The sequence below is a fragment of the Rhodococcus rhodnii NBRC 100604 genome (assembly GCF_001894925.1).
GTDB classification, from domain to species: domain Bacteria; phylum Actinomycetota; class Actinomycetes; order Mycobacteriales; family Mycobacteriaceae; genus Rhodococcus_F; species Rhodococcus_F rhodnii.
The window spans coordinates 20289-40739 of sequence record NZ_BCXD01000028.1 but is presented as its reverse complement, the minus strand read 5'-3'; the positions used below and the strand labels follow the sequence as shown (position 1 = coordinate 40739).

The following is a 20451-nucleotide window of genomic DNA, read 5'->3' as shown; positions in this document are numbered from 1 at the left end:
GTCTCGACGGTGGACGTCAGGGCACTCGCTACGCGCATCGGCGCCCGGCCTCACGGCCGCGCCGGTGCGCGTGTCGTCGCGATCGACGGTCGTTCCGGAAGCGGGAAGACCCGGCTGGCGCACGATCTCGCGCCGCTGCTCGACGCGGCCGTCGTCCACATGGACGATCTGTATGCGGGATGGGACGACCTCATCGCGTCGGGCGCCCGGCTACACGACGCGATCCTCGCCCCGCTGGACGCCGGGCGGCCCGCCCGGTGGCGTCGATTCGACTGGGAGCGCGGTGAGTTCGCGGAGTGGCACAAGCTGCCGCCGCACGGGACGATCCTCGTCGAAGGATGCGGAAGCGCACGCCGTGCCTGGCGCGAGCTGTACTCGTACGTCGTGTGGCTGTCGGTTCCCGCCGAGGAGCGAGTGCGGCGGCTGCGCGCCCGTGCCGACTGGCCGGCCCACCGGGAACACGTACAGCGGTGGGCACACGACGAGTCGGTGCTCTACGGCGACGAGAGGCCGTGGGAGTGGGCCGATCTCGTCGTCGGTGACGCAGCGAATCCGCTCGGCTGAACCGGCCGGTCCCTACTCGCTCGCCGCCGAAGTTCACTCGCCGTCGAGATCCCCTGCGAACTCCTCCTCGACTCCAGGGAGGTGCTCGGCGACGACAGCGTAGGCCATCGACGACGGGAACCCGCGGCGCGCGAGCATGCCGACGAGCCTGCGCCGCACCTTCTCCCGCTCGGCGTCGTCGCGGATCCGCGTGGAGCGCAGCTTGTGGGTGACGAGATCGGTGGCCCGCGCGCGTTCGTCCTCGGGCTCGATGGCGTCGAGAGCGTCCGCGGCGATGTCGTCGTCGATACCCTTGCGCCGGAGTTCGACTGCGAGAGCCCGTTTTCCCCGACCCGAATGAGTGTGTCGCGACTGCACCCACTGCTGAGCGAAGGCGGTGTCGTCGACGAGACCGAGCTCGGTCAGCCGGTCGAGGGCCGCTCGCGCGGTCTCCGGCGCGAATCCCCGGCCGTCGAGTTTGCCGGCGAGTTCTGCTCGACTGCGAGCCCGATCGGCGAGCAGGCGCAGGCAATAGTCCTTCGCCTGCGCCTCGGTGCCCCCGTCGCCGGCCGCTGCACCGCGAGAGCGTGCGCCGCCCGAACCAGCAGTTCCCGAGCCTGAGCCGCCACCCTCGCGGCGCCCGGCCGACCCTCGCATCATCCGATCAGAACTCGACCGGCTTCTCGGCCGCGTTCTCGTCCGTCGCGGCGGTCACGTCCGCGCCGACACCGAGCTTCTCCTTGATCTTCTTCTCGATCTCGTCGCGGATGTCGGTGTTCTCGAGGAGGAACTTGCGGGCGTTCTCCTTGCCCTGGCCGAGCTGATCGCCCTCGTACGTGTACCACGAGCCGGACTTGCGGATGAAGCCGTGCTCGACGCCCATGTCGACCAGCGAGCCCTCCTTGCTGATTCCCTGGCCGTAGAGGATGTCGAACTCGGCCTGCTTGAACGGCGGAGCGACCTTGTTCTTGACGACCTTGACGCGCGTGCGGTTGCCGACGGCGTCCGAGCCGTCCTTGAGCGTCTCGATACGGCGGACGTCCATTCGGACCGACGAGTAGAACTTCAGGGCCTTGCCGCCGGTCGTCGTCTCGGGCGAGCCGAACATGACGCCGATCTTCTCGCGCAACTGGTTGATGAAGATCGCGGTCGTTCCCGAGCTCGAGAGGGCGCCGGTCATCTTGCGCAGCGCCTGGCTCATGAGCCGGGCCTGGAGGCCGACGTGGCTGTCGCCCATCTCGCCCTCGATCTCGGCGCGAGGCACGAGCGCGGCGACCGAGTCGACGACGAGAATGTCGAGTGCGCCCGAGCGGATCAGCATGTCGGCGATCTCGAGTGCCTGCTCACCGGTGTCGGGCTGCGAGACCAGCAGCGCGTCGGTGTCGACGCCGAGCTTCTGCGCGTAATCGGGGTCGAGCGCGTGCTCGGCGTCGATGAACGCCGCGATGCCGCCGTTGGCCTGGGCGTTCGCGACGGCGTGGAGCGCGACGGTGGTCTTACCCGAGGACTCCGGGCCGTAGATCTCGACGACGCGGCCGCGCGGCAGACCGCCGATGCCGAGTGCGACGTCGAGCGCGATGGAGCCCGTGGGAATCACCGCGATCGGCTGCCGCACGCCCTCGCCGAGCCGCATCACCGAGCCCTTGCCGAAGCTCTTGTCGATCTGCGCCAGTGCCAGATCGAGGGCCTTGTCCCTGTCGTGTGCCTGTGCAGCCATCGTGATCCCCATCGCTTTCTCGAGTCGCGCGACGTTTCGCGTCACGGATGTTCCGGTCGTGTTCGGTCTGCGGCACACAGTAGAGCGACCCACCGACAAGCTGGATGCACCGTGGCGGCCTCGTCGACCGGGCACCAGCATAGCCGAACAGATGTTCGAGATTCGGGATCGGGGCTCCGACACGCCGCATCGGGTCACGGGGACAGCCGCCACGGGCGACCGCCGTCAGCTGCGGTCGCGGGGAACGTCGAACTCCTCGCACAGCCGACGCCACACGTCCCGCGGATCCTCACCGGCCTCGATCGCCTGGCCGGGAGTGCGTCCACCCAGCGACGCCATGACGTGATCGGAGAGCAGCACCTCGCCGCGCATCTCCCCGAACTCGTCGCGGACCCATTCGTGGAACTCGGTCAGTCGCACGAGCCCCACCGTACCCATCGCCCGGCCACGGCACCCACCGCAGCGGCGCTCACCGACGGACGGCGGCGTGGCACACCGCCACCGGATCCGCGACGGCCGCCGCCGAGGCACCGGCAGCCGCGGCGGCCTCCCGATGCCGCGGATCCCGGAGCACCGCGCGTACCGCGTCCCGGATCGCGTCCGGGCCCACCGGACGCACCACGACCGCGCTCCCCTGCCGCGCCGCACGATTCGCGAGCTCCCACTGGTCGCCGCCGCCCGGCACGACGACCGCGGGGACGCCGTGCGCGAGCGCCTTCGCGAGCATCCCGTGACCGCCGCCGCACACCACGACGTCGGCGTCGGCGAGCATGACGTCCTGCCGGCCCAGCCCTCCGGTCACCCACTCCGGGGCCCCGGGCGGCAGCGCGGACTCGAGCAGCGACGCGATCAGCGCGACTCCCTCGCCCTGCAATCCTTCGATCGATGCCTCGAGCATCCCCACGGCGCCCGTCACGGCGGTCGACGGTGCGACCATCACGAGCGGCCGATCCCCCGCCGGCGGCGCGACCACGGCGCTCGTCGGTTCCCACAGCAACGGCCCGACGATCTCGGTGTTCGGCGGCCAGTCGGGGCGGTCGACCTCGAGCGCCGGCAACGTCGCGATCAGCCGGGCCGCCGGGCCCGGATCGCGCCGCGGCAGGCCGATCGACTGCCGCGCCGCGCCGCGCTGCCGCAGTCCCCTGCGCACCGATCGGCCGGTCGCCGCACGCAGGATCACGTCGCGTACACGGCCCCGCACGCCGGTACCGCGCGCGAGACCGCTGCCGATCGGCGGCAACCCGCGCGACGGGAGATAGAGCGAGTGCGGCGAGAGTTCGACCCACGGAATCGACCGCATCTCGGCCGCCAGGCCGCCGCCCGCCGTGAGGACGTCGGAGACGACGAGGTCGGGACGGACGGCGTCGAGTTCGGGCAGCAGGCAGGTGGCGATGTGCGCGGCGCGCTCGTGGATCCGGGCACCGGCATCGAGATCGTCGTCCTCGGGGCGCGGCGCGAGACCGGGCAGCAGCCGCGCGTCGACGCCCGCCTCGCGTGCGCCGTCCAGCCGTGACGTCCCGGTGAACAGCACGGGCTCGTCGCCGTTCGCCGCGAACCGCAGTGCGAGCGCCGTCGCCGGGAAGGCATGTCCGGCATCGGGTCCGGCGACGAGGGCGATGCGCACCGAGACAGCGTGTCACACGGCGAGCGGCCGCGCGCAGCCACGGAGATCACGTGAACCAGTAGACCTCGAAGGCGACGGCCCGCTCGGCGGAGAATCCGTCGCGCGGCGCGGTGACGGTGTCGACCTGTTCACGGGCCTGGACGTCGACGGGCGTGTCGGACAGCGCCGCCAGATACCGCGCGTGCTCGGCGAGCGATCGCGCCGCGACGTCGGTGTAGCCCGTGACGTCGACGGCGTGGCTCGCGTCGGGCGCGGCGACCGCGACGAAACGCACGCCGTCCCACGCCGGCAGTTCCGCGAGTTCGGGAAAGATCCATTCGTTCGCGGCGTCGGACACCGCGTCGAGTGCGGCGCGGCCGAGCACACGATGATCGGCACTGTTCGCGCGGCCACGGGACCACGTGTCACCGAAGTGCGCCGTGACGACGACGTCGGGCCGGTGCCGGCGGATCGCCGCCGCGAGGTCGCGACGCAACGCGGTACCGCTCACGAGCCGTCCGTCGGGATGACCGAGGAACTCGACCTGCGACACCCCGACGACGGCGGCCGAACGGCGTTGTTCCTCCTCACGAACGGGCTTCGACCGTTCCGGGGGAAGCCCGGCGATACCGGCCTCACCGCTCGTGGCGAGAACGTACCGAACGTCCTTGCCCTGCGCCGTCCACCGCGCGACGGCCGCTGCGGCGCCGTACTCGATGTCGTCGGGATGCGCGACGATCACGACCGCCGTCCGCCAGTCCTCGGGAATCGGGTCCATGCTCACCGAGCCTTCCACCGCGCGCCCCGCCGCACGGGGATTCCGCCGCGCGGACCTCGCTCAGTGCAGCGATGTGGTGTCGCGATCCTTCGACAGCGCCTTGACGAGCAGGTACCCGCCGCCGGCGAGGGCACCGATCGCGACGAGCCAGAACACGCCTTCGAGCACCGCGCCGAGCAGTGCGCCTGCGACCGAGATCACGACCCACAGTGCGACGATCGCGAGTAGAACCTTCCAGATCATTTCCGGTGCCTCCTGTAGAGCCGCGTCGCGTACAACCGCCCGCTGCCGTGTCGTTCGTCGTCCAGCATGTCCGTTTCTCCCTTCGAGACTGTCAGACGAGACGCGCCACGTCATGAGGCGGAGGCCCGAATGGGGGAAAGATCAGGGCACACCCCGAGCCCCGGTGGCACTCGCACGAGCCCCTGGTCCACGGCGCCCGGTGACGTACACTCGGCGGGCTCGGCGCATTCTCCGCACGGCATTGCAGAACCGCAGTGCACCGGACGTGCAGGGAACTGCATTGCACAGAAAGTGGTACATCGTGGCGTCCTCCCGTCGTCTCTCCGCGCGCGATCTCGCACAGATCGCGGTCTTCGCGGCATTCGTCATCGCGCTCGGCCTGCCGGGCACCATCGCCGTGGGATCGTCCGGCGTACCGATCACGCTGCAGTCGCTCGGCGTCATGATGGCGGGCGCGCTCCTCGGCGCCCGCAAGGGCTCGTTCGCGATCCTCACCGTCATGGCGATCGGCCTCGTGCTGCCCGTCCTCGCGGGCGGACGCACGACGCTCACCTCGCTCGCCTCCCCCACCGCCGGCTTCCTCGTCGGCTGGCTTCCCGCAGTGATCGTCATCGGCTGGCTCACCACCCGGATGCTGCCCCGCTATCGGGTCACCGGCGGCGTCGCGATCAACCTCCTCGGCGGCGTCGTGGTGCTCTACGCCTTCGGCATCGTGGGAATGATGCTGCGCACCGACCTCACGCTGTGGGCCGCGATCACCGCGAACGCGCCGTTCCTGCCGGGTGACGTCGTCAAGGCCGTCGTGACGGCACTCGTCGCCGTGCAGGTCCACAAGGCCTATCCCGCTCTGCTCGCGCATCGCGTCTCCCCCGCCCCGGCCGCGGGCTGATTCGCGCCGTGCCCCGGATCGAGTTCCGCGGCGTCCGGCACGCCTACGGTGAGCGCGTCGTGCTCGACGAAGTCACGACGACCCTCACCGAGCACCGGATCGCCGTCGTCGGCGCGAACGGCAGCGGCAAGTCCACCCTCGCGCGCATGATCAACGGGCTCGTCGTCCCGAGCGAGGGCCACGTCCTCGTCGACGATCTCGACACGCGCAGGTCCGGTCGGCACGTCCGCAGACGTGTCGGGTTCGTCTTCACCGACCCCGATCGGCAGATCGTGATGCCGACGGTGAGCGAGGACATCGAGTTCTCGCTCAGGCGCAGCGATCTCGGCCGCGCCGAACGTCGCGACCGCGTCACGTCGGTGCTCGCCGAGTTCGGCCTCGCCGATCACGCCGACCACCCCGCGCACCTGCTGTCGGGCGGCCAGAAGCAGCTGCTCGCACTCGCCGCCGTTCTGGTGACCGAGCCGGACGTCGTCGTCGCCGACGAGCCGACGACCCTGCTCGACCTCCGCAACAGCCGGATCATCGCCGAACGCTTCGCGCGGCTGCCGCAGCAACCCGTCGTCGTCACCCACGACCTCGAGCTGATCGAGGACTTCGACCGCGCGCTGCTCGTGCAGGACGGGCGGATCGTCGCCGACGGCGCGCCGCGCGAGACGATCCGCCGCTACCGCGAGTCGGTGGCGTGAGCACACTCGGCGTCCATCGTCCCGGCGATTCGCTCCTCCACCGCGCCGTGCCCGGCGTCAAGCTGATCGCGCTCGTGGTCGCGGTCGTCGCGGTGACACTGCTCGTGCGCCGGCCAGTGGATCTCGTCGTGCCCGCCGTGCTCGTGGTCGCCGCGTTCGCCGTCGCCCGTATCCCGTTCGGTGTCGCGATGCGGCAGCTGCGGCCGGTCGTGTGGATGCTGCTCGTCGTCGGCGTCTTCCAGATCGTGTTCACCGGGCTCGCGCGCGCGATCGTCGTGTGCGGGGTGATCCTCGTCGCCGTTGCGCTCGCCGCACTGGTGAGCCTCACGACGCGGCTGTCCGACATGCTCGACACCATCGTGCGGTGGCTACGGCCGCTGCGCCGGATCGGCGTCGATCCCGAACGCGCAGGACTCGTGCTCGCGATGACGGTCCGGGCGATTCCGCTCGTCGCCGACATCGTCCGGCAGGTGAACGAGGCGCGCCGCGCACGAGGTCTCGGCTTCTCGCTGCGCGCGCTCGTCGTTCCCGTCGTCGTCGGGACGCTCACGACGGCCGACGCGATGGGCGACGCACTCGCCGCCCGCGGCCTCGACGACTGACCACTGACCCGCCACCACATCACGAACGCCGCCGGCCGAGTCCTCGATGGACTCGGCCGGCGGCGTTCGTACGTGATGTGCGGGATCAGCTCTCGGCGGGCTTCTCCGGCTGCTGCGGTTGTGCGGGCTGCGCCGGCTGCGCGGGGGCCTCCGACTGCTGGTTCGAGGCGCCACCGGCGGGCAGCGCGTCACCCTTCATCGACGCCCTGATCTGCTCGAGGCGGCTGTGGCCCGCGAGCTGCACGCTCGCCTGCTGGACCTCCATCATGCGGCCGTTGACCGAGTTCTGCGCGAGCTCGGCCGAACCGAGCGCCGTCGCGTAGCGCTTCTCGATCTTGTCGCGGACGGCGTCGAGGCTCGGCGTGTTGCCGGGCGCCGACAGCGTGCTGTCCATCGACTGCAGCGACGCGCTGACCTGCTCCTGCATCTTGGCCTGCTCGAGCTGGCTCAGCAGCTTGGTGCGCTCGGCGACCTTCGACTGCAGCGTCATCGCGTTCTGCTCGACGGCCTTCTTCGCCTGCGCGGCAGCCTGCAGGGACTGATCGTGGAGGGTCTTGAGGTCCTCGACGTTCTGTTCGGCCGTCACGAGCTGAGCCGCGAACGCCTCGGCCGCGTTGGTGTACTGGACGGCCTTGTCCGAGTCGCCCGCAGCCTGCGCCTGCTCGGCGAGAGTGACGGCCTGGCGGGCGTTCGCGTTGAGCTTCTCCACCTCGTCGAGCTGGCGGCTGAGCTTCATCTCGAGCTGACGCTGGTTGCCGATCACCGACGCGGCCTGCTGCGAGAGCGCCTGATGCTGGCGCTGCGCGTCCTCGATGGCCTGCTGGATCTGCACCTTGGGGTCGGCGTTCTCGTCGATCTTCGAGTTGAAGAGCGCCATGAGGTACTTCCAGCCCTTGACGAACGGATTAGCCATGGGTGTGTTCCTGCCTCCATCTGTTCCGCCGCGATACTCGCGACCGTCGATGCGCGACCGTCACGCATCCGACACTGCCGGCGCTCCCCTCCGCGCCGACCATCCCCTGCCACGACAGGACCGGGGTTTCCACGATGTGAGTACGTCGACCGTCAGGCCGCGGCGAGGGCGCGAGCGGACGGCTGCGGAATGACGACCCGGGTGTCCCGGTCGATACCGACCGCGACCTCGTCGGCGGCGCGCTCGACCGGAACGGTCGCGAGATTCTCGCTCACGTCGACGAGCACGTCCGAGAGCGGCACGTCGAGTGCTTCGCAGATCGCGGCGAGCAACTCGCTCGACGCTTCCTTGCGCCCCCGTTCGACTTCGGACAGGTACCCCAGGCTCACGCGCGCGGTGTTGGACACCTCGCGAAGCGTGCGGCTCTGCGCGACGCGAGTCCGCCGGAGACTTTCGCCGAGTGCTTCCCGCAACAACAGCGCCATTTCGGTCCTCCTTCGTCCGGCACCTGTCTCCATACAACGAGAGTACGAGACCGATTGGTTCCCGACCTTATCGTGCGCCGCCGCCCAGCATGCGGTCGAGGAGCATCGACACGGCACACGAGACGGTTCCGATACGAATCTGCCACCGCGAGCCGTCCAGCGCGAGCCGCCGCACCACGACGTCGTCCGGCCCCGCGACGGCGACGAAGACCGTCCCCACCGGATGCCCGTCCTGCGGATCCGGCCCGGCGACGCCGGTCGTGCCGACACCCCAGTGTGCACCGCACCGCTCGCGCGCCCCCGTCGCGAGGGCACGGGCCGCGGACTCCGCGACGGGGCCGTCCGCCGCGAGCGCGTCGGCCTCGACACCCGCGAGCGACGCCTTGAGGTCGGTCGCGTACACCACGAGGCCGCCGCGCAGGACGGCGCTCGCACCCGGCACGGAGGCCAGGGTCGCCGTCAGCAGTCCGGCGGTGAGCGACTCGGCCGCCGCGACGGTCGCGCCGTCACGGGTCAGCGCCGCCACGACGTCGGAGGCTGCCGGGACGGCGCCGAGCAGCGGGTCGGTCACGTCCGCGAATCCGACGCCGGAGCGTCGCCCCGCGAGCGTTCCGGCTCGTCACCGGCCTCGACGCGGTGCACGCCGGCACGCAGCCGGATCGCCTGCACGACGTAGTCGAGCCCCGTCGCGACGGTGAGCACGACCGCGGCGCCCATGAGTATCCAGGCGATCACGTGGAAGGCCGCGACGTCCGGCAGCGGCAGAACGAACAGGCCGATCGCGAACGTCTGCACGAGGGTCTTGAGCTTGCCGCCCCTGCCCGCCGGGATCACGGCGTGACGGAGCACCGCGAAGCGCAGCGCCGTGATACCGAGCTCACGCGCGAGGATGACGACGGTGACCCACCACGGCAGGTCGCCCAGCGCCGACAGGCCGACGAGCGCCGAACCCATCAGTGCCTTGTCGGCGATCGGGTCGGCGATCTTGCCGAAGTCGGTCACGAGCCCGTGCCGTCGCGCGAGCTGACCGTCGATCCGGTCGGTGACGGCCGCGACCGCGAACACCACGAACGCCCACATCCGCCACGGCCCCTCGTGGCCGTCCCCCGCGAAGAGGAGGGCGAGGAAGACCGGCACGAGCGCGATACGCAGCATCGTGAGGACGTTCGCGATGTTGAGCAACGGAACCGGCGTCTCGGCGGGATCGAGCGTCACCGGCTCGCCGCGGGACGTCACGGCGTGCTGCGCGGTGCGCGGATCCGCCGTCTCGTGGCCGCCGTGCTCGTCGCGGGTGCCGCTCATCCGGTCACCGTCGCGAGACACCGCACCTGCGGACACGGGGCGGATCGGAGGTCGACACACATGTGCCCAGAGTATCCGTTGAGGGGAGGGCTAATGTTCACCGCATGACCCCGTCCCCCTCGGACCCGAACCGGACACCGCACGAACCTGCTGCACCCGCCGAGGCTCGGGGCATCGTCGTGCGACGCGCACGCACGTCGGACGTTCCCGACATCAAGCGGCTCGTCGACATCTATTCGGGCCGCATCCTGCTCGAGAAGAACCTCGTGACGCTGTACGAGGCGGTGCAGGAGTTCTGGGTGGCGGAGCACGAGGGCGCTGTCGTCGGGTGCGGCGCGCTGCACGTCCTGTGGGCCGATCTCGGCGAGGTCAGGACGGTCGCGGTCGATCCCATCGTGCGTGGCCGCGGCGCGGGACACCTGCTCGTCGAGACGCTCGTGGACGTCGCCCGCGATCTGGGGCTCTCACGCGTCTTCGTCCTCACCTTCGAGGTCGACTTCTTCACCCGGCACGGTTTCGTCGAGATCGACGGGACGCCCGTCACCGCCGAGGTCTACGCGGAGATGTGCCGCTCCTACGACGCCGGCGTCGCCGAGTTCCTCGATCTGAGCTACGTCAAGCCGAACACGCTCGGCAACACCCGCATGCTGTTGACCCTCTGACGATCGCCCCTCCGACGACGCCGGCCGCCGACCGAGCCCGCCGTCACCCGAACTCGAACGGAGTCCCTCGATGCCGATCTTCGTCGTCCACTACTCGTACGCCCCCGAGCAGGCCGCCGACCGCGATCGGGTACGCCCCGATCACCGCAGCTGGCTGTCGGGCCTCGTCGAGGAGGGTGTGGTCGTGTCCACGGGCCCGCTCGCCGACGGCAGCGGCGCCGTCCTGCTGCTGCGCGGCGACGACGAGGCCGCGGTGCGGTCCGTGCTGGAGCACGATCCGTTCGCCACCGCGGGCCTCGTCGCGAGCATGCGCCTCGCCGAATGGACGCCCGTGCTCGGCGTCCTCGCCGAGTAGGCCGACTCGCGGCGGCAGCCGCGAGTCACCGCCGGGTGTCAGTTCTCCGCGGACTCCCGGTCGCTGCCCGGGTCGCGCTCGGGCTGGGCGAGCTTCGGGGCGTCGCCGCCGCCGGCACCACGTCCGCGCGTCCTGATGAGGCTCGCGACCGTCGTCACGACGAGGACACCGATGATCACGGTGAGCGAGAGGGTCGTGGAGACCTCGGGAACGCCGTGGATCGGTTCGCCGTCGTTGAGGAACCACAGCGTGTTCTCGTGCAGAGCGTGCAGCACGAGCTTGACGCCGATGAACGCGAGGATGAGCGACAGGCCGTAGGACAGGTAGACGAGCCGCTCGAGCAGACCGCCGATGAGGAAGTACAGCTGCCGCAAGCCCATCAGCGCGAAGGCGTTCGCGGTGAACACCAGGTAGGGCTCCTGGGTCAGGCCGTAGATCGCGGGGATCGAATCGAGCGCGAAGAGCAGGTCGGTGAAGCCGATCGCGACGAGCGCGAGCAACAGCGGCGTGACGAACCGCTTGCCGGAGATCTTCACGACGAGCCGATCGCCGTGGTACTCCTCCGTCGTCGGCAGCACCTTCCGGACCAGCCTGATGATCCGGCTCTCCTGCTGCTCGGCGGGATCCTCGTCCTTCGCCTCGTCACGAATCAGCTTGACGGCCGTGAACAGCAGGAACACGCCGAAGAGGTAGAACACCCAGCTGTAGCGGTCGATCGCCGCGGCGCCGAGCGCGATGAAGATGCCGCGCATACCGAGGGCCATGACGATGCCGATGAGCAGAACCTTCTGCTGGTACTCGCGCGGCACCTGGAAGCTCGCCATGATGATGACGAAGACGAAGAGGTTGTCGACGGACAGCGCCTTCTCGGTCACGTATCCGGCGAAGAACTCACCGCCGAAGGTCGGGCCCCAGATCCACAGCACGATGAAGCCGAAGATGATCGAGATGCCGATGTAGAAGGCCGACCAGAAGCCGGACTCGCGCAGCGACGGTGCGTGCGGCGTGCGCACGTGCGCGAAGAAGTCGAAGACGAAGAATCCGAGCACCACGGCGATCGTGATGATCCAGACCCACAGGGAAACGTGCACGAGCAGAACCTCCGGTGAACATAGATCGTTACCGGAGGTCTCTCCCACCCGTGTGCCGGGCCGAGCGCTCCGGATCGGCGCCGTTGCCGATCGTGTTGACGAAGCTCTCGCGGATACCGGGGATACTCCCCTCCACTGCGGGCAATTCAACCACAACCCGCGGAGCATTCCGCAAAACGCCAGGTGCGGGGCAGTGGCGGGCCGTCAGGGAGCGTCGGACTCGGGCGCGTCGGCCGGATCGCCACCCTTGATCGACCACAGCAGCCCGTCGAGTTCGTCCGGCTTGACGAGGACGTCGCGCGCCTTGGATCCTTCGCTCGGACCGACGATTTCGCGTGTCTCCATGAGATCCATGAGCCTGCCCGCTTTCGCGAAGCCGACGCGCAGCTTGCGCTGCAGCATCGAGGTCGATCCGAACTGGCTCGACACCACCAGTTCGACGGCCTGGAGGAACACGTCCATGTCGTCGCCGATGTCCGGGTCGACGTCCTTCTTCTCGCCGGCCTTCGCCGACGTGACGCCCTCGGTGTACTCGGGGTCGGCCTGGTTCTTCGTGAAGTCGACGACCGCCGAGATCTCCTCGTCGGTGATGAACGCACCCTGCAGTCGCGTCGGCTTGCCGGCGCCCATCGGCAGGAACAGCCCGTCGCCCATGCCGATCAGCTTCTCGGCACCCGGCTGATCGAGAATGACCCGCGAGTCCGTGAGCGAGCTCGTCGCGAACGCGAGCCGTGACGGCACGTTCGTCTTGATCAGGCCGGTGACGACGTCGACCGACGGCCGCTGCGTCGCGAGTACGAGATGGATTCCCGCAGCGCGCGCCTTCTGGGTGATCCGGACGATCGCGTCCTCGACGTCGCGAGGTGCCGTCATCATGAGGTCCGCGAGCTCGTCGACGATCGCAAGGATGTACGGGTACGGTCGGTACACCCGCTCGCTGCCGAGCGGCGCCGTGATCTCGCCCGAGCGCACCTTGGTGTTGAAGTCGTCGATGTGGCGGACGCGGTTGGCCTGCATGTCCATGTACCGCTGTTCCATCTCCTCCACCAGCCACGCGAGCGCGGCCGCCGCCTTCTTCGGCTGCGTGATGATGGGGGTGATCAGGTGCGGGATCCCCTCGTACGGGGTCAGCTCGACCATCTTGGGGTCGATGAGGATCATGCGAACCTGCTCCGGCGTCGCGCGCGTGAGCAGCGAGACGAGCATCGAGTTGACGAAGCTCGACTTGCCCGAGCCGGTCGAACCCGCGACGAGCAGGTGCGGCATCTTCGCGAGGTTCGCGCTCACGAAATCGCCCTCGATGTCCTTGCCGAGGCCGATGACGAGGGGATGCCGATCGCGGCGGGTCGACGACGCGCCGAGCACGTCGGCGAGCCGCACCATCTCGCGGTCCGAGTTCGGGACCTCGATGCCGACGGCGGATTTGCCGGGGATCGGGGCGAGCAGCCGGACGTTGTCGGTGGCGACGGCGTACGCGATGTTGCGGGCGAGCGCCGTGATCTTCTCGACCTTGACGCCGGGGCCGAGTTCGACCTCGTAGCGCGTCACCGTCGGGCCGCGCGTGAAGCCCGTGACGGCGGCGTCGATCTTGAACTGTTCGAGGACCTCGGTGATGGCCTCGATCATCGCGTCGTTCGCGGAGCTGCGGGTCTTCGGGGGATCGCCCTCCACGAGCAACGACGCGGGCGGCAGGGTGTAGTCGCCGGCGGCGTCGTCGCCGGTGAGGAACGCGCTGTCGGCGTCGAGATCGGGCAGCGGCGGCTGCTCGGGCTCGGGTGCCGGTTCCGGAGCGGGCTTCGCCTTCTTCCGGGTGCGCCTCGCCTTCTCCTGCTGGGCCGGCTTCTCCTGCGCGGCGGGCTGCGCGAGGGCGGTCGTGGGCTCGTCGCCCGCGGCGGGCGCGTCGTCGAACACGCCGATGACCTCGGTGCGCGAGTCCCGGACGAACTCGTCCGTCGGGTAGTTGTCGTGCGGGCTGCGGCCCGCTTCGTGCAGCGGGTATCCGTCGGCGTCGAAGAGCGTGGGGTCGTACGAGCCGTCGTCGCCGTACTCGTCGTAGTGCCCGCGGCCGAATCCGAAGTGCGCGCGCAGCATGTCGGGCACTTCGCGGACGGTCGTGCCGGTCAGCAGCAGGACGCCGAACGCCGCCGCGATGAGCAGCAGCGGCACCGAGATCCACTCCGTCAGGCCGTGTGTCAGCGGGCCCGCGACGGCGTAGCCGACGAATCCGGCTGCGGTCGTGCGGCCCTCGGCGTCCTCCGGTTGCCCGAGCGCGAGATGCCACAGCCCCAGGACGGGCAGCCCGACCAGCAGCGAGCCGAGCACGAGTCGCGGCCTGATCTCGGGCTTCGCCTCGGTCCGCATGAGCACGATCGCGACGACGACGAGCAGCGTCGGCAGCAGCACCGAGGCGCTTCCGAACACCGCGCGCACCCCGGTCTCGATCCCCTCGCCCACCGGGCCGCCGACCGTGAACCACACACTGCCGCCGAGCACGACGCCGATCGCGACGAGCGCGAGTGCGATCCCGTCCCGCCGGTGTCCGGGCTCGATGTCGCCGGCCCGGCCGACCGCTCGCGCCGTCCCGCCCACGGCCCGTGCAGCGACGTTCCAGACGGCTCCCGCGCCGCGGCCGATCGCCGCCGCCGGGCCTCCGGACCTGCGTTTGGGCGCGGGCCGGGAGCGTGCCGGGGCAGTGCGTGCGGCGGTGGGCTTGCGCGGCGTCGTGACGGTCCTCGTCGTTCTCGACCCCTTGCCTGCGGTGCCCCCGCGGGCGGCCGACGAGCGCGCACCGGACGCCGTCCCGGATCGGGACGACGACTTGGAGTTCCGCGCGCTCGTCTTACCAGCCATGGGCTCAGGTTAGCCGCTTCGGCACCATCGGGACCATCTGCAACACCCGTCCCGCTCGGTGTCGAGTGTCTCGCGGGCCCCTCCCGTCACAGTCCCCGATCGAGTGCGTGGATCGCCGCGACGTCGTCCGGTTCGCCGGATACGTCGAGGTCGACGCGGTCCCGGCCGAACGCGTGGAGCAGCAGTTCCGACGGCTCACCGGTCAGCGTGACGGTGCGCGGCGTCCGGGAGCGATGCACGGTCGCGGTGTCGCCGCCGGGGCGCGCGAGCACCACCGACACGGGGGCACGCCGGTAGCTGCGCATGCCGGCGGTGCGCGCGAGCCGCCACAACGTGTCGGCCTGCTCGTCCGTGAGCTCGCGGCGGGTCCAGTCGTCCTGGGCGCGCCGCACGTCCTCGTGGTGCACGAACATCTCCGCGACGTTCGCGACGGAGTCGAGCACCCGGAACGGCGACCACACGGGCGGGCCGCTGCGCACGTCGCCCAGCAGGTCCTCCCACGAGTGCTCCGCGTACTCGCGCCGGATCCGCTCGGTGTGCCCGGCCAACGGCGGGAGCAGAATGCCGGGGGCGGCGTCGAGACGCCGCTCCCGCACGACGAGATGCGCCGCGAGATCACGCGCGTCCCATCCGTCGCAGAGCGTGGGCGCCTCCGGGCCCACCTGCCTCATCGTGTCGACGAGGGCGTGGCGTTCGTCCTGTGCGTAGGTCACCGCACGACGGTAACGCCGATCATGCCCCGTCGCCCGAAGGAACCGCCATCACGGTCGGGACGATCATCGGGCGGCGACGGTACGTATCGGCCACCCAGCGGCCGACGATCCGGCGAATCGACTGCGCGATGCGGTGCGTGTCGTTGACACCCTCGCTCGCGAGCCGCTCGAGCTCGACCTCGACGAGCCGCGCGGCCTCCTTGAGCGCCGTCGGATCGTCGGAGAAGCCTCGACCCGACACCTCGGGGGTGCCCACGGCGCGTCCGGTGTCCTCGTCGACCACCAGCGTGATCGCGATGAAACCGCCCTCCCCCAGCACGAGCCGGTCCGACAGCGTCGAGTCGCCGACGTCGCCGACGGAGAGGCCGTCGACGTAGACGTGCCCGACGGGCACCCGGCCGACGATCTCGGCGAGGCCGTCGACCATGTCGACGACGACGCCGTTCTCGGCGAGCACGATCCGGTCGGCGGGCACGCCTGTGGCCTCCGCGAGCGCGGCGTTGGCGCGTAGGTGCCGCCACTCGCCGTGCACCGGCATCGCGTTGGTCGGCCGCACCGCGTTGTACAGGTACAACAGCTCACCCGCCGACGCGTGACCCGACACGTGGACCTTCGCGTTCTGCTGCGTCACGACGGTCGCACCACGTCGTGCGAGCCCGTTGACGACGGCGAACACCGAGTTCTCGTTGCCCGGGATCAGTGACGACGCGAGCACGACGAGGTCGTCGGCACGGACGTTGATCTGCCGGTGCTCACCGCGCGCCATCCGCGACAGCGCCGAGAGCGGCTCGCCCTGCGAGCCCGTCGAGACGAGCACGACCTTGTCGTCGGGCATCGAGGCCGCGGTGTCGATGTCGACGACGAGCCCGTCGGGGACGTTCAGGTAGCCGAGGTCCTGCGCGATCTGCATGTTCCGGACCATCGAGCGCCCGACGAACGCGACGCGCCTTCCGTAGCGATGCGCGACGTCGACGACCTGCTGGATGCGGTGGACATGCGACGCGAACGACGCGACGATGACGCGCTGGCGCGCCTTGCCGATCACGGTGTCGAGGACGCCACCGATCTCGCGTTCCGGCGTCACGAATCCGGGGACCTCGGCGTTCGTCGAATCGACGAGGAACAGATCGACGCCCTCGTCGCCGAGGCGCGAGAACCCGGCGAGGTCGGTGAGCCTGCCGTCGAGTGGCAACTGGTCGAGTTTGATGTCGCCGGTGTGGAGCGCGATTCCGGCCTCGGTGCGGATCGCCACGGCGATCGCGTCGGGAATCGAGTGGTTGACGGCGAAGTACTCGAGTTCGAACGGGCCGTGCTGGGTCCGCTGTCCCTCGCGGACCTCGACGAGCGTCGGCCGCTGCCGGTGCTCACGGGCCTTGGCCGCGACCAGGGCGAGCGTGAACTTCGAGCCGACGACCGGAATGTCCGGACGCAGTCGCAGCAGGAACGGCACGGCACCGATGTGATCCTCGTGGCCGTGAGTGAGGACGAGGGCCTCGACGTCCGCGATGCGATCCTCGATCCACCGGAAGTCCGGGAGGATGAGGTCGACGCCCGGCTGCTGGTCCTCCGGGAAGAGCACACCGCAGTCGACGATGAGCAGCTTGCCCTGATGCTCGAAGACCGTCATGTTGCGGCCGATCTCGCTGATGCCACCGAGTGCGGCGACGCGCAGCCCCTTGAAGGGAGCCTTCGGCGGAGCTCCGAGCCGGTCGTAGGGATCCGCGACGGGGACCGGAGCCGAGCCGCCCGACTTCCGCGAGCGACGGCCCGATCGCGAACCACCGCCCTGCGATGCCCCGGTCTTCGCGGACGATGCCTTCACGGGACCGCGCGAGGCCTTCTCCCGGCCGCTGTCGCGCTGCGGACGCGCCGCCGGCTCTGCAGCGGGTGTCTCGGCGGCAGCCGGTGCCGGTGCCGGTGTCTCGGCCACAGCGGGTGCCTCGGGAGCGACCTCGGGCGGTCCCGCGGGACGGCGCGAGCTCCTGCGACGATTCGGTGTGGTCACGACAGCACCCCCGCGGCGTGGAGTTCGGCGGCGAGCAGGTCGATCTGCTCGTTGGTCGGAGCGACTTGCGGCAGGCGAGGTTCGCCCACGTCGATGCCGATCAGACGGAGACCGGCCTTCGACGCGCTGACGCCACCGAGCCGGGCCACCGACCGGATGACGGGAACGAGGCTGAGGTTGATCGCACGGGCACGGGCGAGATCACCCTCCATGAACGCGGTGTGCAACTCGCGCAGCCGGTTCGGGACGAGGTGGCCGATCACGCTGACGAAGCCCGCGGCACCGACCGCGAGCCACGGCAGGTTGAGTGGGTCGTCGCCCGAATAGAACAGCAGGTCCGTCGTCGCGATCAGCTCGCCACCGGCGTTGAGATCGCCCTTGGCGTCCTTGACGGCGACGATCCGCGGGTTCTCGGCGAGCCGGCGGATCGTGTCGGTCTCGATCGGGACGACCGAGCGCGGCGGAATGTCGTACAGCATGACGGGCAGGTCCGTCGCGTCCGCGACGGCGGTGAAGTGGGCGTAGAGGCCCGCCTGCGGCGGACGCGAGTAGTACGGGGTGACGACGAGCAGGCCGTGTGCGCCCGCGCGTGCGGCGTCGCGGGCGAGTTCCACGCTGTGCGCGGTGTCGTTGCTGCCCGCACCCGCGATGATGCGCGCGCGATCGCCGACCGCCGAGATGACGGCACGCAGCAGATCGAGCTTCTCGTTCTCGGTGGTCGTGGGCGACTCGCCCGTCGTACCCGCGAGAACCAGTCCGTCACAGCCGTTGTCGACCAGGTGAACCGCCAGCTGCACGCCCGCGTCGATGTCGAGTTTCCCGTCCGCGGAGAACGGCGTCACCATGGCGGTGGACACCGTGCCGAAAGGACATTCGACAGGAGGGACGAGATCACCGTAGGTCATGGTCAGAAGGCTACCCGGTCGTCCGGCGGCGAACGACGCGGCTCGGCTTCACGAATCCGACTCGATCACATGTCGCCGAACTCGCTCGTCGCGGTCTCCGTGCCGTCCCCGTCGCGCTCGATCACGAAATCGCCGAACACGCTGGGTGCGAGCGTCTGCAGCTCCCGGAGCACCGCGATCGCGACCCGCCTGATCTCGAGGTCGGCGTGCGGAGTGGCGCGCATCGCGACGAAATGCCGCCACGCGCGGTAGTTCCCGCTCGCGACGACCCGGGTCTCCGTCGCGTTCGGCAGTACGGCGCGGGCGGCCTGCCGGGTGAGCCGGCCGCGTAGCGCGGGCGCGACGTCGTCGCCGAGTGCCTCCTCGAGCGCGTCGAGCAGTTCGCGGTAGGCGTCGTGCGCAGCGGTGGTGGCCTTCTCGAAGAGCGCTTCGAGCACGGCGTCGCCCGCGATCGCCGGCGGCACGACGACGGCCGCCTGATCGTCACGGACGAATCGCTGCGACAGCTGTGAGAAGGAGAGGTGCCGGTGGCGGATCAGTTCGTGAGTGCACGATCGCGACATGCCGGTGATGTAGAAGGACGCGCTCGCGTGCTCGAGGACGGAGTCGTGCCCGACGGCGAGCAGGTGCCGGAGGTAGTCGGCGTTGGACGCCGTCCGGGGGTTCGGCTTGGACCAGCTCTGGTAGCAGGCGCGGCCCGCGAACTCCGAGAGCGCCTCGCCGCCGTCGGCATCGGTCGACCACGGGACGTCGTCCGGCGGGAGGAACTCGGTGCGGGCGATCAGGCGCACCTCGAGTGGTACCGCGTGCATGAGCAGGCCCCTTCGTCTGGACCGACCACTGTATAGCCCGGCGGCCGGGTCGCGCGCCGTCGGCGCTCGCGTGACGCCACCGGCCGCCGGACCGTGGCGTCATCGTGACATCACCATGACGCCACGGTATGTACCGTGGAGATCATGAACATCGACGATCACGTCGCCCGGCTCCGCAACGACCTCGTGTCCGCTGCCGCCCTCGGCGACGAACGCACCCAGCAGATCGCGGCAGCACTCGCCGAAGCGATCGTGCCCGCCGCCCGAATGACGATCCTCTCGGTCGCGACGGAACTCGCCTCCGAGATCGACGACCGACTCCCCGACCGTTCCGTCGGAGTTCGGCTCGACGGCGACCGCATCGTCGCCGAGGTCCGCTCCTCCGATGCACCCCCCACCGATCCCGTCGACGTGTCGGCGGCGTTCGACAACATGAGCGGTGAGATCAGCCGCGTCTCGCTGCGCCTGATGGAACAGCTCAAGTCGCGCGCCGAAGAAGCCGCGTCGCAGAACGGTGTATCGCTCAACTCGTGGCTGTCGCAGGCCGTCCAGGGCGCGCTGCGCGATCAGATGCGCCGCAGCACGCAGCGTCCCGGCGGGTTCCCCGGCGACGTCCGCCGTACCGAGTCCGAACGGACGGAGTCGCCCGGCGACGGCGGCACGTCCGAGCCGGGGCGCACCGCCGACGACACCGATCGCCGCGACGACGGCGGAGCGTGAGCGACCGCGCTCCCGGTACCCCCTCGCCGGTCGTGGTGTACTTGCAGCCGTCATGAGACTTTTCTCCGGAGGATCGATTCTCGACGTGGGAATCGAGGTCACCGGCGATTCGAGGAGGGGACACAGTGGCCGTATCGGGTAGCAAGCAGTTCGAGATCGCGGCGGAGCCGGCGACCGTCATGAAGGCACTCGCCGACGTCGACCGGCTGCCGGAGTGGTCGTCCACCCACAAGAAGGTGACGATCGAGTCCACGCACGACGACGGACGGCCGCACCGCGTCCGGATGAACGTGTCGATCCTCGGCATCAACGACGAGCAGGTCGTCGAGTACTCCTTCGTCGGCGACGACGAGATCGCGTGGACGCTCGTCGAGAGCGGCCAGCAGAACACGCAGGACGGGCGATACCGCCTCGCCCCCACCGAATCCGGGGGAACGTCGGTCGAGTTCGAGCTGACGGTCGATCCGAAGATCCCACTCCCGGGATTCCTCGTCAAGAAGGGCCAGAAGGTCGCCCTCGAGACTGCGAGCAAGGGCCTCACGAAGTTCGTCGAGGAGCACTGACCGCAGATCGA

At 70.1% G+C, this 20451-nt stretch carries 24 protein-coding genes; 8 read left to right on the top strand and 16 right to left on the bottom strand.

Annotated elements, in window-relative coordinates:
- Window positions 1-9 precede the first annotated feature (9 nt).
- Window positions 10-564, top strand: a complete 555-nt coding sequence (locus RR1_RS17975; RefSeq protein ID WP_010837632.1) for a uridine kinase family protein — start codon at window positions 10-12, stop codon at window positions 562-564.
- A 33-nt stretch (window positions 565-597) separates the two neighbouring features.
- Here RR1_RS17975 and recX read toward each other — a convergent pair whose 3' ends face one another.
- The 6 genes from recX to RR1_RS17945 all read right to left on the bottom strand — a co-directional run bounded on the left by recX (window position 598) and on the right by RR1_RS17945 (window position 4884).
- Window positions 598-1203, bottom strand: coding sequence for a recombination regulator RecX (gene recX, locus RR1_RS17970; protein WP_010837631.1), 606 nt, complete (start codon window positions 1201-1203; stop codon window positions 598-600).
- Window positions 1204-1207: 4 nt separating this feature from the next.
- Window positions 1208-2260, bottom strand: a complete 1053-nt coding sequence (recA, locus tag RR1_RS17965) for a recombinase RecA (protein WP_040772627.1) — start codon at window positions 2258-2260, stop codon at window positions 1208-1210.
- A 225-nt stretch (window positions 2261-2485) separates the two neighbouring features.
- Complete coding sequence (locus RR1_RS17960) at window positions 2486-2680, bottom strand: DUF3046 domain-containing protein (RefSeq protein ID WP_040772625.1); 195 nt, start codon at window positions 2678-2680, stop codon at window positions 2486-2488.
- A 49-nt stretch (window positions 2681-2729) separates the two neighbouring features.
- Window positions 2730-3884 carry a glycosyltransferase gene (locus RR1_RS17955; RefSeq protein WP_010837628.1) on the bottom strand — a complete coding sequence of 385 codons (1155 nt, stop codon included), beginning with the start codon at window positions 3882-3884 and terminating at the stop codon, window positions 2730-2732.
- A 46-nt stretch (window positions 3885-3930) separates the two neighbouring features.
- Complete coding sequence (locus RR1_RS17950) at window positions 3931-4641, bottom strand: PIG-L deacetylase family protein (RefSeq protein WP_040772608.1); 711 nt, start codon at window positions 4639-4641, stop codon at window positions 3931-3933.
- A 60-nt stretch (window positions 4642-4701) separates the two neighbouring features.
- The gene (locus RR1_RS17945) at window positions 4702-4884 is read right to left on the bottom strand and encodes a hypothetical protein (protein ID WP_010837626.1); all 183 of its coding nucleotides are present in this window, start codon (window positions 4882-4884) and stop codon (window positions 4702-4704) included.
- A 301-nt stretch (window positions 4885-5185) separates the two neighbouring features.
- On the opposite strand from RR1_RS17945, the gene RR1_RS17940 reads away from it, so the two are divergent.
- From RR1_RS17940 to RR1_RS17930, 3 genes are read left to right on the top strand one after another with little or no spacing between them, the layout of a single operon-like run.
- On the top strand, window positions 5186-5773 hold the full coding sequence (locus RR1_RS17940) for a biotin transporter BioY (protein ID WP_040772605.1): 588 nt from the start codon (window positions 5186-5188) through the stop codon (window positions 5771-5773).
- 8 nt (window positions 5774-5781) lie between these two features.
- Window positions 5782-6462 carry an energy-coupling factor ABC transporter ATP-binding protein gene (locus tag RR1_RS17935; RefSeq protein ID WP_010837624.1) on the top strand — a complete coding sequence of 227 codons (681 nt, stop codon included), beginning with the start codon at window positions 5782-5784 and terminating at the stop codon, window positions 6460-6462.
- Window positions 6459-7064 (top strand): energy-coupling factor transporter transmembrane component T family protein, encoded by a 606-nt coding sequence (locus RR1_RS17930; RefSeq protein WP_010837623.1) that lies wholly within the window; start codon window positions 6459-6461, stop codon window positions 7062-7064. Before RR1_RS17935 ends, RR1_RS17930 begins: the two co-directional genes overlap by 4 nt.
- A gap of 85 nt (window positions 7065-7149) precedes the next feature.
- Here the strand turns inward: RR1_RS17930 and pspA are convergent, their stop codons facing one another.
- The 4 genes from pspA to pgsA form a co-directional block, all read right to left on the bottom strand.
- The gene (gene pspA / locus RR1_RS17925) at window positions 7150-7977 is read right to left on the bottom strand and encodes a phage shock protein PspA (protein ID WP_010837622.1); all 828 of its coding nucleotides are present in this window, start codon (window positions 7975-7977) and stop codon (window positions 7150-7152) included.
- Window positions 7978-8129: 152 nt separating this feature from the next.
- Entirely contained in the window at window positions 8130-8462 is a 333-nt protein-coding gene (locus tag RR1_RS17920; RefSeq protein WP_010837621.1) for a helix-turn-helix domain-containing protein, read from the bottom strand.
- A 67-nt stretch (window positions 8463-8529) separates the two neighbouring features.
- Entirely contained in the window at window positions 8530-9033 is a 504-nt protein-coding gene (locus RR1_RS17915; protein ID WP_010837620.1) for a CinA family protein, read from the bottom strand.
- Entirely contained in the window at window positions 9030-9617 is a 588-nt protein-coding gene (gene pgsA / locus RR1_RS17910; protein ID WP_238558962.1) for a CDP-diacylglycerol--glycerol-3-phosphate 3-phosphatidyltransferase, read from the bottom strand. Before pgsA ends, RR1_RS17915 begins: the two co-directional genes overlap by 4 nt.
- A gap of 251 nt (window positions 9618-9868) precedes the next feature.
- Between pgsA and RR1_RS17905 the strand changes: the two genes are divergently transcribed.
- Together RR1_RS17905 and RR1_RS17900 are read left to right on the top strand one after the other, a co-directional pair.
- Window positions 9869-10426: an amino-acid N-acetyltransferase gene (locus RR1_RS17905; protein WP_010837618.1), complete on the top strand. Its 558-nt coding sequence runs from the start codon at window positions 9869-9871 to the stop codon at window positions 10424-10426.
- A gap of 70 nt (window positions 10427-10496) precedes the next feature.
- Window positions 10497-10781 carry a YciI family protein gene (locus tag RR1_RS17900; RefSeq protein ID WP_010837617.1) on the top strand — a complete coding sequence of 95 codons (285 nt, stop codon included), beginning with the start codon at window positions 10497-10499 and terminating at the stop codon, window positions 10779-10781.
- A 38-nt stretch (window positions 10782-10819) separates the two neighbouring features.
- On the opposite strand, the gene RR1_RS17895 is transcribed toward RR1_RS17900, so the two are convergent.
- The 6 genes from RR1_RS17895 to thyX form a co-directional block, all read right to left on the bottom strand.
- Window positions 10820-11872, bottom strand: a complete 1053-nt coding sequence (locus tag RR1_RS17895; RefSeq protein WP_081634117.1) for a TerC family protein — start codon at window positions 11870-11872, stop codon at window positions 10820-10822.
- A gap of 204 nt (window positions 11873-12076) precedes the next feature.
- The gene (locus tag RR1_RS17890) at window positions 12077-14722 is read right to left on the bottom strand and encodes a DNA translocase FtsK (protein ID WP_040772601.1); all 2646 of its coding nucleotides are present in this window, start codon (window positions 14720-14722) and stop codon (window positions 12077-12079) included.
- 86 nt (window positions 14723-14808) lie between these two features.
- A complete protein-coding gene (locus tag RR1_RS17885; protein ID WP_010837613.1) occupies window positions 14809-15435 on the bottom strand; it encodes a TIGR03085 family metal-binding protein in 627 nt (208 codons plus the stop codon).
- 19 nt (window positions 15436-15454) lie between these two features.
- On the bottom strand, window positions 15455-17440 hold the full coding sequence (locus RR1_RS17880; protein WP_040772599.1) for a ribonuclease J: 1986 nt from the start codon (window positions 17438-17440) through the stop codon (window positions 15455-15457).
- Window positions 17437-18345, bottom strand: coding sequence for a 4-hydroxy-tetrahydrodipicolinate synthase (gene dapA / locus RR1_RS17875; protein WP_010837611.1), 909 nt, complete (start codon window positions 18343-18345; stop codon window positions 17437-17439). Before dapA ends, RR1_RS17880 begins: the two co-directional genes overlap by 4 nt.
- Window positions 18346-18410: 65 nt before the next feature.
- Window positions 18411-19157: an FAD-dependent thymidylate synthase gene (gene thyX / locus RR1_RS17870; RefSeq protein WP_010837610.1), complete on the bottom strand. Its 747-nt coding sequence runs from the start codon at window positions 19155-19157 to the stop codon at window positions 18411-18413.
- Between the two features lie 144 nt (window positions 19158-19301).
- Here thyX and RR1_RS17865 point away from each other — a divergent pair, with 144 nt between their 5' ends.
- A complete protein-coding gene (locus tag RR1_RS17865; RefSeq protein WP_040772621.1) occupies window positions 19302-19877 on the top strand; it encodes a toxin-antitoxin system HicB family antitoxin in 576 nt (191 codons plus the stop codon).
- Window positions 19878-20002: 125 nt separating this feature from the next.
- Entirely contained in the window at window positions 20003-20440 is a 438-nt protein-coding gene (locus RR1_RS17860) for an SRPBCC family protein (protein WP_010837608.1), read from the top strand.
- Window positions 20441-20451 lie beyond the last annotated feature (11 nt).

Excerpts from the sequence above, each read along its gene's own strand:
- RR1_RS17945 (WP_010837626.1), bottom strand. The coding sequence starts at position 4,884 with ATGATCTGGAAGGTTCTACTCGCGATCGTCGCACTGTGGGTCGTGATC.
- pgsA (WP_238558962.1), bottom strand. The coding sequence starts at position 9,617 with ATGCTGCGTATCGCGCTCGTGCCGGTCTTCCTCGCCCTCCTCTTCGCG.
- RR1_RS17900 (WP_010837617.1), top strand. The coding sequence starts at position 10,497 with ATGCCGATCTTCGTCGTCCACTACTCGTACGCCCCCGAGCAGGCCGCC.
- recX (WP_010837631.1), bottom strand. The coding sequence starts at position 1,203 with ATGATGCGAGGGTCGGCCGGGCGCCGCGAGGGTGGCGGCTCAGGCTCG.
- dapA (WP_010837611.1), bottom strand. The coding sequence starts at position 18,345 with ATGACCTACGGTGATCTCGTCCCTCCTGTCGAATGTCCTTTCGGCACG.
- pspA (WP_010837622.1), bottom strand. The coding sequence starts at position 7,977 with ATGGCTAATCCGTTCGTCAAGGGCTGGAAGTACCTCATGGCGCTCTTC.
- RR1_RS17865 (WP_040772621.1), top strand. The coding sequence starts at position 19,302 with ATGAACATCGACGATCACGTCGCCCGGCTCCGCAACGACCTCGTGTCC.
- RR1_RS17905 (WP_010837618.1), top strand. The coding sequence starts at position 9,869 with ATGACCCCGTCCCCCTCGGACCCGAACCGGACACCGCACGAACCTGCT.
- RR1_RS17890 (WP_040772601.1), bottom strand. The coding sequence starts at position 14,722 with ATGGCTGGTAAGACGAGCGCGCGGAACTCCAAGTCGTCGTCCCGATCC.
- recA (WP_040772627.1), bottom strand. The coding sequence starts at position 2,260 with ATGGCTGCACAGGCACACGACAGGGACAAGGCCCTCGATCTGGCACTG.
- RR1_RS17950 (WP_040772608.1), bottom strand. The coding sequence starts at position 4,641 with ATGGACCCGATTCCCGAGGACTGGCGGACGGCGGTCGTGATCGTCGCG.
- RR1_RS17920 (WP_010837621.1), bottom strand. The coding sequence starts at position 8,462 with ATGGCGCTGTTGTTGCGGGAAGCACTCGGCGAAAGTCTCCGGCGGACT.
- thyX (WP_010837610.1), bottom strand. The coding sequence starts at position 19,157 with ATGCACGCGGTACCACTCGAGGTGCGCCTGATCGCCCGCACCGAGTTC.